Source organism: Allobosea sp. 05T439, from assembly GCF_056396005.1.
The window spans coordinates 1-14,606 of sequence record NZ_JBFTKP010000041.1 but is presented as its reverse complement, the minus strand read 5'-3'; the positions used below and the strand labels follow the sequence as shown (position 1 = coordinate 14,606).

Here is a 14,606-nt window from a genome sequence, read left to right as displayed (position 1 = left end):
CAGCGAGCCCTCAGGAGCGGGCGAGAACGTCGGCGAGCGAAGGCCTCGCATGACCGTCTCGCCCCGCCACCGCCGGCGCGGCGAGCATGGCGTTGAGGACGGCCTCCTGGGTCGCCTCGGCGGCCGCGCGAAACGGCAGATCGATTCGATTCTCGTTGAGCACGACCATCGGCGCGAGATCGGCGCGTTCATGATGGCTGATGCGGCCGGCCGTGCTGAAGGCCAGCGCGATATCGCCGCTGCCATTGCCCCAGAATGCGCCGAGCCGCGCCAGCCCCGCACCGCACCGCCTGGCAACGCGCGTCAGCTGCCGCGATTCCATCGGGATATCGGTCGCCACCACGATGATGACGGACCCACGCTCGGGCGCGGCCGCGTGCGGCATGGCGGGCGGAACGGGCCGGCGGCCATCAGGCAGAACCAGATCTCCCGCATTGCCAAAATTGGCCTGAACCAGCACGCCGAGCGTATAATCCCTGCCGTCCAGCCTGAGCAGGCGCGAGGCCGTGCCGATGCCGCCCTTGAAACCAAAGGCGCTCATGCCGGTCCCGCCGCCGACGGCGCCCTCCTCGACCGGGCCTGCCATAGCAGCATCAAGTGCCGCGAAGGCGTCGCTCTCGCTCAGAACGCGCGCCCGAATGTCTGAGAGAAAACCGTCATTGCACTCGAGCACGACCGGATTGACCGTTCCGGTCGTCCGGCCAATGTCGGGATTGGCCGCGAGCGCGCGCGTGACGAGGGCATTGAAGCCAGTTCCGACCGACAATGTGTTTCCCAGCAGAAGCGGGGTTTCGATCTGGCCGAGTTCGGAGACCTGCACCAGCCCGGCACTCTTGCCAAAGCCGTTGATGACATCGACACCGGCGCGCAGCTTCTCGCGGAACAGATCGTCGCCATGGGGCAGGATGGCCGTGAACCCGGTCTGGATATCCCCGTCGCGAATGGTCCTGTGGCCGACACGGACGCCGGCAACATCGGTAATCGCATTGAGCGGGCCGGGCGGCAGCGAGCCGCAGATCAAACCAAGGGAACGGGCGCGGGCAGGCATGGGCGGCAATCCGGCTGGCTGACGATGCTTCCGGCTATAGCGCAAACCCCGGCATCCGCCAGTACCGGCGCGCAGCCCCGTTCCCGCGATCAGGGGGACCGGGCGAGAGCGATCGCGTCGGCCACTTCCTCGTAGCGCTCGGTCAGGGTCGCGGTCGCGACGCGGATATGGGCGCTGGGGAGGACCGAGAACTTGCTGCCGGGATTGACCGCGATGTTGCGCGCGGCGAGCGTCACCATGGCGAAGGGCTCCGAGATGATCGGAACCCACAGGCAAAGGCCGCTTCCGGGCGCGGTGTGGATGCCGCGCGCGGCTAGCGCTTCAGCGAGCCTGTCGCGCCGCTGCTTGTAGATGATGCGAGCCTTCGCCACGATATCCCGACTCGCCTCGTCACGCAGCAGCCAGGAGGTTGCGCCCTGGAGCAGGCGGCTCGTCCAGCCCGCGCTGAAGGCCCGATAGGACTGGACCTGTTCGACGATCGCAGCCGAACTCGACAGCACCGCGAGCCGCAGATCGGGCCCGAGGGTCTTCGAATAAGAGACGATATGGATGGTGCGCTCCGGAAAGCGCACGCCGAGTGACGCGGGCGGTGCCTCCGAGATGTCGGCCACGCCGTCATCCTCGATGATCAGCGCATCGCTCTCAGCAAGGATGTCGCCGATCAGCGCGAGCCGTTCAGCACTGACCGTCTGCCCCGTAACCGAGTGCAGTCTTGGCTGGAACACGAATGCAGCAAGCCGCTCCTGCGCCGCGGCGCGGAGCGAGGCCGGCAGGGGGCCGTGCTCGTCGCAGGCCACAGGCACGATCCTGACGCCAAGATCCTCGAGGATGTCGAGCAGCCGCATGGCCGTCGGATGCTCGATCGCGACGGCCGAGCCCGGCGCCACAAGGGCCCGCAGGGTATTGTAGACGGCATTGTAGCCGCCATTGGTGGCGAGGAATGCTTCCGGCCGATAGGGCCAGCGCGCTTCGGCCGCCTCGCGCAGTTCCGGTACGACCCGGCTCCGTTCATAGCTGTTGAGCTTGTCGACCGTTGCGCCATGGGCCAGCGCCTCTGCGAGCGGTGGCAGCAGGGCTGTGTCGGGAATTGCCAGCGACAGGTTCAGCACGCCGGCACCGTAGTCGCCGGAGCTCGCCAGCCGTTCCGGCTGGGCGATGAAGCGGTCCCCACTGACCCAGGTGCCGTTGCGCCCCCGGCCGCGAATGATCTTCTGGCGGCGCAATTCGCTCCAGGCCTCGGAGATCGTCGCCGGACTGACCTTCATTTCGTAGGCGATGTCGCGGATCGCCGGCAGCCGCGCCCCGACAGGCAGCGCCCCCGCCCTGATCAGCGCGCTGGTCTCCAGGGCGATGCCCCGGATGCTGCGATCAACGATCGTTCTTGCGAGCCAGTCGGCGCTGATCGAGCTGTTCATCTGCCGGCCATTTAATGTTCAATAACATAATAACATTTGCGCAGTTATTTTTGAACATTTAGCACTTGGCCTGTCGAGAGCTTTTCAGAGTTGCCAACATGGCTGTGACGCTGCGCCTTGCACTCCGCGATTGGGACTATATGACCCCGCTCGTTCTTGGCGACGTCTCCTCGCCCCGGCTGAAGATCCAGGTCGATCGCGTCGGCACACTGGTCGGCGATCTGGCCACCGACGAAGCTTACGATGCCGCAGAGCTGTCATTCAGCCGCTATGCCCAGCTGCGCCATGACGGCAACGACACGATCGTCGGCATGCCGAACTTCATCATGCGCGGCTTTCGTCATCGCTGCATCGTGACGACCAAGGACAGCTCGATCCGCACGCTCGCCGACCTTGCCGGCAAGAAGATCGGCGTCACAGGCTGGCGCGATTCCGGCAACACCTGGACCCGCGCCGCCGTGCGCCGCGAAGGCGTCGGCGTCGAGGACGCTATGTGGTATGCCGGGCGCCTGACCGAGGCTCACCCGATCACCGACCGCCTCGACGGCTTCGGTCGTCCCGGTCGGATCGAGGCTGCTCCGGGTGAGCGCCCGATGGTGGATCTCCTGCGGGATGGCGGGCTCGATGCCGTCTTCACTCCCTTCATGCCCAAGGGCTTCTTCGATCCGGCCTCGCCGTTCCGTCAGGTGCTCGAGGATTTCCGGGCGGCGGAGACCACCTATTTCCACGAGGTCGGCTACATCCCGGGCATGCACCTGATCGGCTTCAAAGCCGAATTCGTCCGCGACCACCCCTGGATCATGGACGAGCTCAGTGCGTTGATCGACGAGTCGCAGCGGCTCTGGCTCGAGAAGCGCGAGAAATATGCCGATACGACACCCTGGATGTTCGACGAGCTGCGCCGTTGCGCCCGCGATCTGCCCTCTTCGTGGAGCGCGAGCGGTTTCGCCGAGAACGAAGTCATGATCGCCGATTTCGCGACCGAGCTCCATGAGCAGAAGATCCTGCCGCGCCTGCTGACACCGGCCGAGCTTTTCCCGCGGCAAGCGCGCACCCGCTGACACGCCCGAGAAGCGTTGCGACAGGCCGGCGCCACCGCCCGGCCTGCAAGTTCAGACAAGAATGGGGAGTAGCACCATGTATTTCAGATTGATTGCCTCCGTCGCCTTCGCCGGATTGACGCTGGCCGGATCCGCGCTGGCCCAGCAGGGCACGATCGCGAAGCAGACGGTCAACGAGGAGCTGCGGGCGCGCCTGCCTGAGACGCTGCGCAGCAAGGGCAAGATGATTTCGGTCAATAACGGCTCCTTCCCGCCCTACGAGATCGTCACCGGCACCGAGATGAGCGGCGCCAGCTCCGACCTCACCGATGCCATCGGTCAGGTCCTGGGCGTCACGATCGAGCATGCGACGGTGGGAGGCCTGCCTGCCCTGCTCGCCGGCGTGAATGCCGGGCGCTACCAGTTCGCCTTTGGCCCGGTCGGTGATTTCAAGAGCCGGCAGGAAGCCAACGACTTCGTCGACTGGGTCCAGGAATTCGTCGTCTTCGCGGTGCAGAAGGGCAATCCCAAGGGCATCACCTCGCTCGACACCGCCTGCGGCAACCGCATCGCCGTCATGGCCGGCGGCTCGGCCGAGCGCGTCATCCAGGTCCAGGCAGAGAAGTGCAAGGCGGACGGCAAGAGCCCCATCGAGGTGCAGTCCTATTCCGATCAGCCGAGCTCTATCCTGTCGGTCCGCTCCAAGCGCGCCGATGCCTTCTTCTCGTCGCAGGCGCCCCTCACCTATTTCGTCGCGCAGGCCAACGGCCAGCTTGAACTCACCGGCGTCGGTGCACGCAACGGGTTTGAGGATCTCTATCAGGGCGCTGTGGTCCCCAAGGGCTCGCCGCTCGGCCCGGTTCTGCGCGATGCCGTCAAGATCCTGATCGATAACGGCACCTATGCCGCGATCATGAAGAAATGGGGGCTCGAGAATAACATGCTCAAGGAGCCCGGCCTCAATCTGGGCGGGGCCCTGCCGAAATGAGCGGCGAGCCCGCGATGACAGCGCCACCCTCGGGCGGCGCCGACCCGAGGGACGTGGTCAATGCGCACGCCCCCTTCCCGATCGCACGCCTGATCCTCTGGGCGGTCACGGCCATAATCGTCGTCGATTTCGGCCTGATCGTCGCGAGGAACGAAAATTTCGGCTGGCCGGTCGTCGCCGCCTATTTCTTCGACCGCACCGTGCTCAATGGCCTCTCGGTCAGCCTCGGATTGACGGTCGTCGCTATGGTAATCGGCACCGCGCTCGGGCTCGTGCTCGCAATCGCGCGGTTGTCGAAGGACACTCTCGCGAGCTCCTCCGCGTCGCTGTTCATCTGGTTCTTCCGTGGCACGCCGCTGCTCGTGCAGTTGATCTTCTGGTACAATCTCTCGACGCTGTTCCCCCAGATCTCGCTCGCAATCCCGTTCGGGCCGAACCTGGCGAGTTGGGAAACCAACTCGGTCATCACCCCGGTCACCGCCGCCATCGTCGGCCTCGCGCTGAACGAAGCGGCCTATATGGCGGAGATCATCCGTGGCGGCCTGCTTTCGGTCGATCGCGGCCAGGCCGAGACCGCCGAGGCCTTCGGCATGACCAAGGGCCGGGCATTGCGGCGGATCATCATTCCCCAAGCCATGCGCTCGATCGTACCGCCGACCGGAAACCAGCTCATCAGCATGATCAAGGCGACCTCGCTCGTCAGCGTCATCGCCATGGCCGATCTGCTCTACTCGGTTCAGTCGATCTACAACCGCACCTTCGAGATCATCCCGATGCTGCTGGTTGCGGTCCTCTGGTACCTGCTGATCACCTCGATCCTCAATGTCGGCCAGAGCTATATCGAGGCCTATTACAGCCGCGGCGAACGCCGCGACGGCGCGGCTGCTCCGCTGCCAGCCGTGCAGGAGGCAAGCCATTGACCGCCGCTGCAGCGACCACGCCGCTCGTCAGGGCGCGCGACATCCACAAGTCCTTCGACCATCTCGAGGTGCTCAAAGGCATCGACCTCGACGTGATGCCGGGCGAGGTCGTCGTCATCCTCGGGCCTTCGGGTTCGGGCAAGTCGACCTTCCTGCGCTGCATCAACCATCTCGAAGCCATCAACCGGGGCTTCATCGAGGTGGATGGCGAGCAGATCGGCTACCGGATGCGCAACGGCCGGCTGCAGAAGCTCACGGGCAACGGCATCGCGCGCCAGCGCCGCAAGATCGGCATGGTCTTCCAGCAGTTCAATCTCTACCCGCATATGACGGCGCTGGAGAATGTCATCGAGGCGCCGATCGGCGTCCATGGCATGAACCGCAGGGACGCGACGACGGGGGCGCTCGACCTGCTTGATCGGGTCGGCCTCTCCGACAAGGCGGCAAGCTATCCGCGCCAGCTCTCCGGCGGCCAGCAGCAGCGCGTCGCCATCGCCCGCGCCCTGGCGATCAAGCCAAAATTGATGCTGTTCGACGAGCCGACATCGGCGCTCGACCCCGAACTGGTGGGCGAAGTCCTGACGACGATGCGCGATCTCGCCCGGCAGGGCCTCACCATGATCGTGGTGACCCACGAAATCGGCTTCGCGCGCGAGGCCGCCGACCGGGTCGTGTTCATGGATGGCGGCAAGATCGTCGAAATGGGCCGGCCGGAGGAGGTGATGGACAATCCGCGCCATCCGCGCACCCAGGCCTTCCTGTCGCGCTTCCTCTGACCTTCCGTGCTCGCATCGGCATTCCCGAAGACGCCGATCCACTGTTCGGGCCGGTGCAGTAGCCGCAGTAGTCCGGCCAGTGCCGGGTCGCATCCGCAAAGACCGAGATAGATCATGTCCGCGCTCGACAACAGCTTCGCCCGCGTCTCCGATTTCGAGGCCATGGAGGCCGATCTCAGGGCGACCCGCCGTTACCTTCACGCCAACCCGGAACTCTCCCACGAGGAGGCCGAAACCGCGCGCTATGTCGCCGACAAGCTCACGGCCTGGGGTTACGAGGTGACCCGCAACGTCGGCGGCCATGGTGTCGTGGCGCGCCTCAGCAGCGGCACCGGGGCGGGCAGCATCGCGATCCGCGCCGACATGGACGCGCTGCCGATCACCGAAGAGACCGGCCTTCCCTATGCCAGCCTCCAGCCCGGCAAGATGCATGCCTGCGGCCATGACGGGCACACCGCCGTCCTGCTCGGCACGGCCGAATACCTTGCCCGCACGCGCCGCTTCGACGGCACGGTGACGCTGATCTTCCAGCCGGCCGAGGAGGCAGGCAAGATCAGCGGCGCCCAGGCGATGATTGCCGACGGGCTGTTCGAGCGCTTCCCCTTCGATGCGATCTTCGGATTGCACAATCATCCCGGCGCGCCGGAGGGCACGATCCTGCTGCGATCCGGCCCGATGATGGCCGCCGCCGACACGGTCACCATCACGATCAGGGGCAAGGGCGGCCATGCCTCGCGCCCGCATCTGACCATCGACCCGGTCGTGGTCGCCTGCCATCTCGTGGTCGCGCTGCAGACTGTCGTCTCACGCAATATCGACCCGACACAGACGGCTGTCGTCACGGTCGGCACTATCCATGCGGGCCAGGCCGTCAACGTCATCCCTGAAGAGGCCAGGCTGGCGCTCAGCGTACGCTCCTTCGAGCCGAAGATCCGCGACCTGCTGGAGGAGCGCGTCGTCAGGCTCGCCCGCTCGGTCGCGGAAGGCCACGGCGCGTCGATCGAGATCGACTACGAGCGCGGCTATCCTGTCGTGGTCAACGCCGAAGCCGAGACGGCCTTCGCGCGCATGGTCGCCGAGGAGCTGGTCGGCGCCGACAAGGTAGCGACCTGCCATCTCATCCCAGGCAGCGAGGACTTCGCCTATTTCCTCGAGCACAGGCCAGGAAGTTTCCTGCGCCTCGGCAATGGCCTCAACTCACCGATCCTCCACAGTGCGCAGTATGATTTTGCCGATGACAGCCTGACCGTCGGCGCCGCGCTGTGGGCCCGTCTCGTCGAGCGCTATCTGCAGGCCAACGGATAAAGCCGGGCCCTGTCGGCTTTCCGGATGCCGCCCCATAGTTGCCCTAGGCTCCACCGGAGCAACTTGCGGCGCGACGCTATCGTGGCGCGCGCTGGCTGAAGAGCCAAGTGCGCCATTCCGGCGCCAAGAACTGGTCCGGGCTGACTTTATGGTCCATCCCGTCATAGGTCACGAACATGGGCGAACCGCCGGCCCTGGCCAACGCATCGGCCCATGATCTCGATGCGGCATACGGATTCTCGCGGTCGGCCGTTCCATGGACGATCAGGAACGGGACCTTCGCCGCTTGTTGCGCCAGGCTGCGCTGCGGCGGAACTCCCGAGAATGCGACAACGCCCGCGAACGTCTTGGGCTTCGTTGCCGCGGCAATGATCGCCGCCGACGCCCCCATCGAGAACCCGACCAGGTAGACCCGCTGCGGATCAACCGGCAGGCGCCGTTTCAAATCCTCGACCAACGCCAGAACGTCAGCAAGCTGATCGCTCGGTTTTGCAACCCGATTACTGCCGTCGCCAGCATAGTTCGCGCTGAGCGTCGGAAATTGCGGCACGACGACATATGCCGGAAATTCACGGGCAATCGCGGGAGCGGCCCAGCTCCGGATGAAGGGCCCGACCTGGCTGACATTGTCGGTGCCCACCCCGCCCGATGCATGCAGCGCGATGACAAGCGGCAATTTCGCTTGGCTTTGAGCGGCCGGCGAAAGCAGACGATAGGGAATGCTATGCCCGTTGGGAGCGGCGAAGACGCTCGGCTGGAATAGATCAATTGGCATTTTGACGAGGGACTCGACCGCGGCCAACTGCGCCGGCGATGGCTGGGAGATGCGCCGATCTTCCCTGATTTCGCCGCCTAGAGCCCCGGATCCGGCTATGGTGAATGCCGCAAGCAGCGTCGCGGCAAGATTGAGCGATCGGCGCATCGTGTCCTCATCGGTTGCGAAATCTCAGGGTTCACCGCCTCTTCATCTGCCGTCGTCTGACGCTTCACAAACGGTCAAATCTCTGCCGAGCTGATAGATTTTCTTTGGGCTCAGGGCAGGCAATTGGCCTTCGGGCCGCTTTGTGGATTGTCGAGGGCGAGCGACCCTAGATCGTTTCGTGGCTCAGCCGGCGAATGCGGCTCAACCTCGCCTGCGAAGGTCTCACGCCTCGCGACGGCTCAGGACTTCCGGATGCAGATCAGCTCGTTCGCACCGACCACTGGCGGGGCCGCAAATACCGTCAGTGACTACCAGTCCAGGCGTCGTAGCCAGGCCTCCAGACTGTCGTCGCCGGGCTCGGCCGGTGCGAGGACACGGATCTGGGCGGCCTCGCGGGGCGCGACCCCGAACCGGGCCTTGAAGGCGCGCGAAAAAGCATCGTCGCTGGAAAAGCCGAACCTGCGCGCGAGTTTGCCGATGCCGCCTCGTTCGAGCGACGCTCCGTTCAGCGCGAGACGCGCGCGCTCCAGCCTGCGCCGGCGGATATAGTCCGAAACCCCGCCCAGTGGCGCGAACAGGCGGTACAGCGCCGAGCGTGACAGCCCGAAGGCGCAGCAAAGCATGGCCGCATCGAGCGCCGGGTCAGCGATATGGCGGTCGATGAAGCGGCACATCGTCGCCAGCGTGGCCGTCAGCGTGGATGGAGCGTCCTGGTCGCGCATCAACGAAGGCGCAAGGCAGGCTGCGAGGAGATTCGCGCTGGCCTTGAGAAGGCCGGGTGCCTCGCGAGGGCCGAGCTCCTGCGCTGCCCTCAGCAGGGCCTGCAGATGGTCTCCCGCGAGCCTGCCCAGCGCCTCCCGGCCCGACAGCACCGTGCCATGGGCTCTGTCGATTGCGTCGGCGTCGAGCCCGAGCAAGGCGCGGGGGAGAACAAGGTTGATTGCCCGCATGTCGCTGGCATGCGACCGCATGGGACGCGACAGGTCGAGGATCAGGACGTCGGACGGGCCGGCTCGCATCTCCTTGCCGTCGATATCCAGCGTCGTATGGCCGGACTGGTAGAGCTGGATCAGCAGGTGGTCGACGCCAACGGCGCCGATCAGCCCCTCCGAGCGCTCGTAGCGCTGGGCGCTTGTCATCACCTCTCCGACAAGGGCGACACCGAGATGATGGCGGCGGATGTCTCCCCGGAAGGTGGAGCGCCAGTCGCCGGAGAGAGGCTGGACGTCGAAAACCGGTGCGATTTCCTCGCGCCACCGGCCGAACATCCGCTGGGAATCGCAGTCCTGCTCGCTCACCCCTACGCCCCGTTTTCTCGACGCTGCTGCGCGGCGCCTGCGGCCGGCTGTGGCACGACACGCCCCATGCAATGCCTCCTAAACACCGAACGAGTGACCGATCGTCAAGAGACTGATTTCAGCCGCCTTCGACCTGGTTCATGGCTTTGGCACGGCAACGCGGTTGATTGGGACGCCATGCCGGCTTCGACCTCTCTCGACCATTCCAGCCTCATGTTACGGACCTGTGATCGATCCGCCTGAGCGGATGCCTGCCTCGAGACCTGCCCATGCCGTTTGCCGCAACGCGATCCACCCGTCTTCGCTCCTCCCTCCTCGCCACGACTGCTTCGGGCTTCCTCCTCGCGCTCGCGCCAACGGTGATCTCCGCGCAAGAGATCGCGGCCTTGCCAGATGCGTTCGCCGGCCGGCCCGCCCGCATGCTGCCGCGCGCCCTGGCGCTGCTGCCGCCCGCCGCAAGCTTTGTCACGCCGGAGTACAATGCCAGTTATGGGCTGGCCCAGATCGGTGCTGCCGACGCCTATGCGCTGGGGCTCACCGGCAAGGGCGTGCTGGTCGCGGTTGTCGACAGCGGCATCGATCCGACTCATCCGGAGTTTGCGGGGCGGATTTCGCCGCTGTCGCGGAACTTCGGGCTCGACCGCCCCGACCCCGCGGATATCGTCGACCGCGACCCGACCGCCCATGGCACCCATGTCGCCGGAACCATCGCCGCGGCCAGGGACGGGGTCGGAATGCAGGGTGTTGCCTATAATGCCGAGATTCTTGCCCTGCGCGCCGTCGTGCGAGGGCCGGGAGGGGATATTCCAGCCGCGATCCGCTATGCGAGCGAAGTCGGCGCGAAGGTCCTCAACGGCAGCTATGGTCCGTCCTATCCCTCACCCACGCTTCCCGACGGCAGTCCCAACCCGGACTATCAGCTGTTCCCGATCCAGCCCTACCAGCAGGTCGGCACGGCGGCGGAAGTTGCGGCCATCCGGCAGGCCGGCGCCTCCGACATGGTCATGGTCTTCGCCGCCRGCAACGAGCGGGAGGATCAGCCGGTCATCGCGCGCAACCCCACCGGCGCGGCATTCTATCCGGCGATCCGGCCAGGGAACGACAATAAGAACCTCTATGTCGTCCTCGACAATGCCGGGGACCAGGTCGATGCGAGCAAGCTCGATTATTCCGATCTCCAGCCCTACACGATTGCCGTCGTCGCCGTGGACCGTGATCGCAAGATCGCCTCCTTCAGCAACTATTGCGGGATTGCAGCAGCCTGGTGCCTCGCGGCGCCCGGCGTCAACATCCTTTCGACAGTCCCGGCTGACAAGGGTCTGAGTCCGACGCAACCCTATAATCTGTCGAGCGGCACCTCGATGGCCGCGCCGCATGTCGCGGGCACCGCAGCACTGGTCCGCGAAGCCTTTCCGTTCATGACCGCGCCGCAGGTGGTCCAGTCGATCCTGACCACCGCGACAGATCTCGGCTCCCCCGAGATCTATGGCTGGGGTCTCCTCAATGCCGGCAAGGCGGTTCGCGGCCCCGGGCAATTCCTGCAGACCTTCGATGTCGACACGAAGGGCTATTCCGGCTCCTTCGCCAATGACATTTCCGGCGCCGGCGGGCTGGTGAAACGCGGCGATGGCCGCCTCGAACTGTCGGGTCGCAACAGCTATGCCGGCGGCACCTCGGTGATCGGCGGCACGCTCGCCCTGAACGGATCCGTGACCTCGGCCGTATCGGTCGGCCAGGGTGGAACCCTGCGTGGCACGGGCCTCATCGAGGCCGGCCTGTTCAGTGCCGGCACCGTCATGCCTGGCAATTCGCCGGGAACGCTCTTCGTCAAGGGGCCGGTCGCMTTCGGCAGCACCAGTCGGTTCGTGCTTGATATCGACGGCTCCGGAACCGGCAACGGCACTGGCAACTATTCACGGTTGGTGACGACGAGCTCGGCCGGTAGCGTCGCCGCCAATGGACGTCTTGTGCCGGTCCTGCGCGGCATCTCCGGCAACGCGTCCAATCAGTTCACGCCTGCGGTCGGTTCCTCCTTCGGCATTCTCGCTGCAGCGGGCGGATTGAGCGGCAGCTTCACCGGGCTTGACCAGCCGGCAAGCGGCTTGCCCGGCAATGCCCGCTTCGATGCCCTCTACCGCGCCGACGGCCTCTCATTGATCGTGACGCCCGGCTCCTACGCAGCTCTCTCAGGTCTCGGCGGCAACGCCTGGGCCGTCGCCCAGGCCCTCGACAGCACGCGTCCCGCTGCCGGAATACGCCCCGATGCCGGCCGGCAGGAGGTGTTCGACGCGCTCTATACCACCGCGCCGGGCGCGCTCGCGCCAGCGCTGGGCTCGTTATCGGGACAGAGCTACGCCGACGCCAGGATGGCTATGATCACGGCGCAACGCATGGTCGATTCGGCCCTCGACCAGCGTCTGACTGCCGGGAGCTCTGCCCTCCCCGGCCAGGCCCCGAACCCGGGCGAGGCTGGGTATGCGAGCCTGGGCAAATCCGCGGCCGCGCGTCCGAGGCAACAGGCAGCCGCGCTCCAGCCCGGACGAGACGGCGTGGTTTGGGGACAGGCTCTCTATGGCTTCGGGCGCACTGGCAGCGACAGGTCCGGGCCCGGCACGGATTTCGGCGTGGCCGGAGCCCTGCTCGGCGTCGAACGTTCCGTGTTMAGTACGAGCCTGATCGGCGGTGCCGTCGGATACGCGCGCTCGAACGGCGATCCCAAGACCGATGCCGCGGGCCGGGTGACCGTCGACAGCTACAGCATCTCGGCCTATGGCCGCACGCGCCTCGGCGATCTGACCCTGCGCGGCGCGCTGGGCGGGACCTATGGCAAGACCGAGAACCGCCGGACGATCCAGCTCAGTCACGTCCAGCGCGTCGCCCATGGCGAGACGGATGGCTACGGCGTCTTCGGGCATCTGATCGCCGGATATGGCCTTGCTTCCATCTCCGGTCTTGAACTCTCGCCCGAGGCCGGGCTCAGCCTGAATCATTTCCGCCAGGGCGGGCTGACGGAAAGCCAGGCCGGCGCGTTCGCGCTGACACTGCGCGGCGAAAGCCAGACCTCGACCCGCACATTGGTCGGCGGCCGGCTGGCGACTCCCCTTACCTCCGATGAGCGGCTGCGTTTTGACCTCAAGGCCTATTGGTCTCATGAGCTGGCGGACAACGTCGCGATCCAGCGAGCGGGCCTTCTGGGCACCGCGTTTGCAGTCCGCACCCCTCGGGCCTCACGTGACGGAGCCGTGATTGGAGCAAGCCTCTCGGGGGCGATCGCGCCCAAGGTCGATGTGACAGGCTCCTATGACGGCGAGTTCCGTCGCGGCGCGACAAGCCACCGCTTTTCGCTTGAGGCCAGGACCCGCTGGTGAGGTCGGAGCGGCCTGGGCTCACGGGAGAGGGCAATCGGAGTGCGGTTCCCGCCGGGGAGCCGCGCTGAACGCGAGCTTGGCGTAGATCAGGGCAACCTATGTCACCTCGACGATGGCTTCGATCTCGACGGTGATTCCGAACGGGAGGCTGCCGACGCCGATTGCGGAGCGGGCATGCCGCTCGCCAAAAATCTCGACGAAGAGGTCCGAGTAGCCATTGATGACCTTCGAATGCTCAGTGAATTCACGCACCGCATTCACCATGCCGAGAATCTTCACGACGCGTCGGATCCGATCGAGCGAACCGAGCTCTTCCAGAAGGATCGCACGCTGCTGCAGGCCGACGAGGCGCGCATGCTCCGCGGCCTGTTCAGTCGAGACGCCTGCGCCGACCTTTCCGGTCGGKACCTCGCCCCCCGCGCACATAGGTCGCCGCCCGGGTCTTCACGGCGGGCAGCTGCAGCCCACGCTGCTTGATGCCCTGTTCGATCGACATTTCCTGTCCCCTTCCAGAAATTGGGAAGCCGTCCCGCGTGGCGGGCCGGTGGCGTGCCCAAGGGTTGCGATCGCCTTTCAGCGATAGAGCTCTAGGGTCAACCAATGCAATAGATCACATCAATCTGAGCAGACTCGACCTCAATCTGCTGCCCGCTTTTGATGCGCTTCTGTCTGAAGGCAGTGTCACGCGCGCGGCCAAGTGCATTGGCATAGGCCGACCTTCCATGAGCCATGTGCTCAACCGATTGCGCAGGCTGTTCAGGGACGATCTGTTCATCCGCGCTCCCGTTGGGATCAGGCCGGCCCCAGGCGCCCTGCGGCTTGCCGGGCCGATCCGCGAAGCGCTGTCGATGATCCAGGGGACGCTGCTTCAGGGAGAGAGTTTCGATCCGCTTCAGCCCGAGCGCGTCTTTCTGCTGGGGATGCCCGACAGTGTTGAAGTGCCGCTCCTGCCGCGGCTGATGGCACTGCTGGCGTCAATCGCGCCCAGAGTGCGCATTCAGGTTCGCGCGATCGACCGTTTCACCATTCTCGAGCTGCTCGACGGGCACCGCCTGCATCTGCGTGCCGCGGGCCTTCTCACTGAAGGCTCTAATCACCACAAGCGGCGCCGCCTCCACACCACCAACGATCAGACGTCGCCATGATCTGGCATCGATCCTATGACCACGACCCGGCGCATCGCTGGTTTCGCGAGACCATGTCAGGGCTCGCCGCAGCGCGTTAAAGCGAGTGCGACCGACGATACAGCCACGATGCTGACTCCTCAGCCGCCGTTTAGCGCCGCAGTTCACCGGTGCTTTGCGGCGCTGTGGCGCGAGATTGAGCGCAGAACGCAGAAAACCCCGCCTCTTATGTGAGACGGGGTTTGATATTTGATTTGGTTGCGGGGGCCAGATTTGAACTGACGACCTTCAGGTTATGAGCCTGACGAGCTACCGGGCTGCTCCACCCCGCGGTAATGGGAACGCGGCGCCGATGTTTTAGCATCKAGCGCCGCGTTTTGCGTTTTGCGATTGTGATGAGGG

12 protein-coding genes and 1 tRNA gene are annotated in these 14,606 nt (G+C 65.6%); 7 read left to right on the top strand and 6 right to left on the bottom strand.

All coding sequences use genetic code 11. The features are described from left to right. Positions 1 to 10 precede the first annotated feature (10 nt). Complete coding sequence (locus tag AC1DIO_RS29335) at positions 11 to 1,048, bottom strand: DmpA family aminopeptidase (protein ID WP_441508170.1); 1,038 nt, start codon at positions 1,046 to 1,048, stop codon at positions 11 to 13. A gap of 89 nt (positions 1,049 to 1,137) precedes the next feature. After that, entirely contained in the window at positions 1,138 to 2,463 is a 1,326-nt protein-coding gene (locus AC1DIO_RS29330) for an aminotransferase-like domain-containing protein (RefSeq protein ID WP_441508169.1), read from the bottom strand. A gap of 98 nt (positions 2,464 to 2,561) precedes the next feature. Between AC1DIO_RS29330 and AC1DIO_RS29325 the strand changes: the two genes are divergently transcribed. The 5 genes from AC1DIO_RS29325 (at position 2,562) to AC1DIO_RS29305 (ending at position 7,492) form a co-directional block, all read left to right on the top strand. After that, positions 2,562 to 3,524 carry a substrate-binding domain-containing protein gene (locus AC1DIO_RS29325; protein ID WP_441508168.1) on the top strand — a complete coding sequence of 321 codons (963 nt, stop codon included), beginning with the start codon at positions 2,562 to 2,564 and terminating at the stop codon, positions 3,522 to 3,524. 76 nt (positions 3,525 to 3,600) lie between these two features. Then, complete coding sequence (locus AC1DIO_RS29320) at positions 3,601 to 4,491, top strand: ABC transporter substrate-binding protein (RefSeq protein ID WP_441508167.1); 891 nt, start codon at positions 3,601 to 3,603, stop codon at positions 4,489 to 4,491. Next, a complete protein-coding gene (locus tag AC1DIO_RS29315; protein ID WP_476768744.1) occupies positions 4,488 to 5,411 on the top strand; it encodes an amino acid ABC transporter permease in 924 nt (307 codons plus the stop codon). Before AC1DIO_RS29320 ends, AC1DIO_RS29315 begins: the two co-directional genes overlap by 4 nt. Then, complete coding sequence (locus AC1DIO_RS29310; protein ID WP_441508165.1) at positions 5,408 to 6,187, top strand: amino acid ABC transporter ATP-binding protein; 780 nt, start codon at positions 5,408 to 5,410, stop codon at positions 6,185 to 6,187. The genes AC1DIO_RS29315 and AC1DIO_RS29310 overlap by 4 nt, the downstream gene beginning before the upstream one ends. A 114-nt stretch (positions 6,188 to 6,301) precedes the next feature. After that, on the top strand, positions 6,302 to 7,492 hold the full coding sequence (locus AC1DIO_RS29305; RefSeq protein ID WP_441508164.1) for a M20 aminoacylase family protein: 1,191 nt from the start codon (positions 6,302 to 6,304) through the stop codon (positions 7,490 to 7,492). 76 nt (positions 7,493 to 7,568) lie between these two features. On the opposite strand, the gene AC1DIO_RS29300 is transcribed toward AC1DIO_RS29305, so the two are convergent. Together AC1DIO_RS29300 and AC1DIO_RS29295 are read right to left on the bottom strand one after the other, a co-directional pair. Continuing rightward, positions 7,569 to 8,414, bottom strand: a complete 846-nt coding sequence (locus AC1DIO_RS29300) for a carboxylesterase family protein (protein ID WP_441508163.1) — start codon at positions 8,412 to 8,414, stop codon at positions 7,569 to 7,571. Positions 8,415 to 8,722: 308 nt separating this feature from the next. Next, positions 8,723 to 9,712: an AraC-like ligand-binding domain-containing protein gene (locus AC1DIO_RS29295; RefSeq protein ID WP_441508162.1), complete on the bottom strand. Its 990-nt coding sequence runs from the start codon at positions 9,710 to 9,712 to the stop codon at positions 8,723 to 8,725. A gap of 269 nt (positions 9,713 to 9,981) precedes the next feature. Between AC1DIO_RS29295 and AC1DIO_RS29290 the strand changes: the two genes are divergently transcribed. After that, on the top strand, positions 9,982 to 13,080 hold the full coding sequence (locus tag AC1DIO_RS29290) for a S8 family serine peptidase (protein ID WP_476854477.1): 3,099 nt from the start codon (positions 9,982 to 9,984) through the stop codon (positions 13,078 to 13,080). Positions 13,081 to 13,176: 96 nt separating this feature from the next. On the opposite strand, the gene AC1DIO_RS29285 is transcribed toward AC1DIO_RS29290, so the two are convergent. Further along, a complete protein-coding gene (locus AC1DIO_RS29285) occupies positions 13,177 to 13,506 on the bottom strand; it encodes a RidA family protein (RefSeq protein WP_441508160.1) in 330 nt (109 codons plus the stop codon). A 107-nt stretch (positions 13,507 to 13,613) separates the two neighbouring features. Here AC1DIO_RS29285 and AC1DIO_RS29280 point away from each other — a divergent pair, with 107 nt between their 5' ends. Further along, a complete protein-coding gene (locus tag AC1DIO_RS29280) occupies positions 13,614 to 14,225 on the top strand; it encodes a LysR family transcriptional regulator (RefSeq protein ID WP_476768740.1) in 612 nt (203 codons plus the stop codon). A gap of 234 nt (positions 14,226 to 14,459) precedes the next feature. Here AC1DIO_RS29280 and AC1DIO_RS29275 read toward each other — a convergent pair. After that, positions 14,460 to 14,536 (bottom strand) — tRNA-Met (locus AC1DIO_RS29275). Positions 14,537 to 14,606: the final 70 nt, after the last annotated feature.

What these genes read in the sequence shown, in the direction of transcription:
- AC1DIO_RS29320 (WP_441508167.1), top strand. Translation starts at nt 3,601, where the DNA reads ATGTATTTCAGATTGATTGCCTCCGTCGCCTTCGCCGGATTGACGCTG.
- AC1DIO_RS29315 (WP_476768744.1), top strand. Translation starts at nt 4,488, where the DNA reads ATGAGCGGCGAGCCCGCGATGACAGCGCCACCCTCGGGCGGCGCCGAC.
- AC1DIO_RS29325 (WP_441508168.1), top strand. Translation starts at nt 2,562, where the DNA reads ATGGCTGTGACGCTGCGCCTTGCACTCCGCGATTGGGACTATATGACC.
- AC1DIO_RS29305 (WP_441508164.1), top strand. Translation starts at nt 6,302, where the DNA reads ATGTCCGCGCTCGACAACAGCTTCGCCCGCGTCTCCGATTTCGAGGCC.
- AC1DIO_RS29300 (WP_441508163.1), bottom strand. Translation starts at nt 8,414, where the DNA reads ATGCGCCGATCGCTCAATCTTGCCGCGACGCTGCTTGCGGCATTCACC.
- AC1DIO_RS29335 (WP_441508170.1), bottom strand. Translation starts at nt 1,048, where the DNA reads ATGCCTGCCCGCGCCCGTTCCCTTGGTTTGATCTGCGGCTCGCTGCCG.
- AC1DIO_RS29330 (WP_441508169.1), bottom strand. Translation starts at nt 2,463, where the DNA reads ATGAACAGCTCGATCAGCGCCGACTGGCTCGCAAGAACGATCGTTGAT.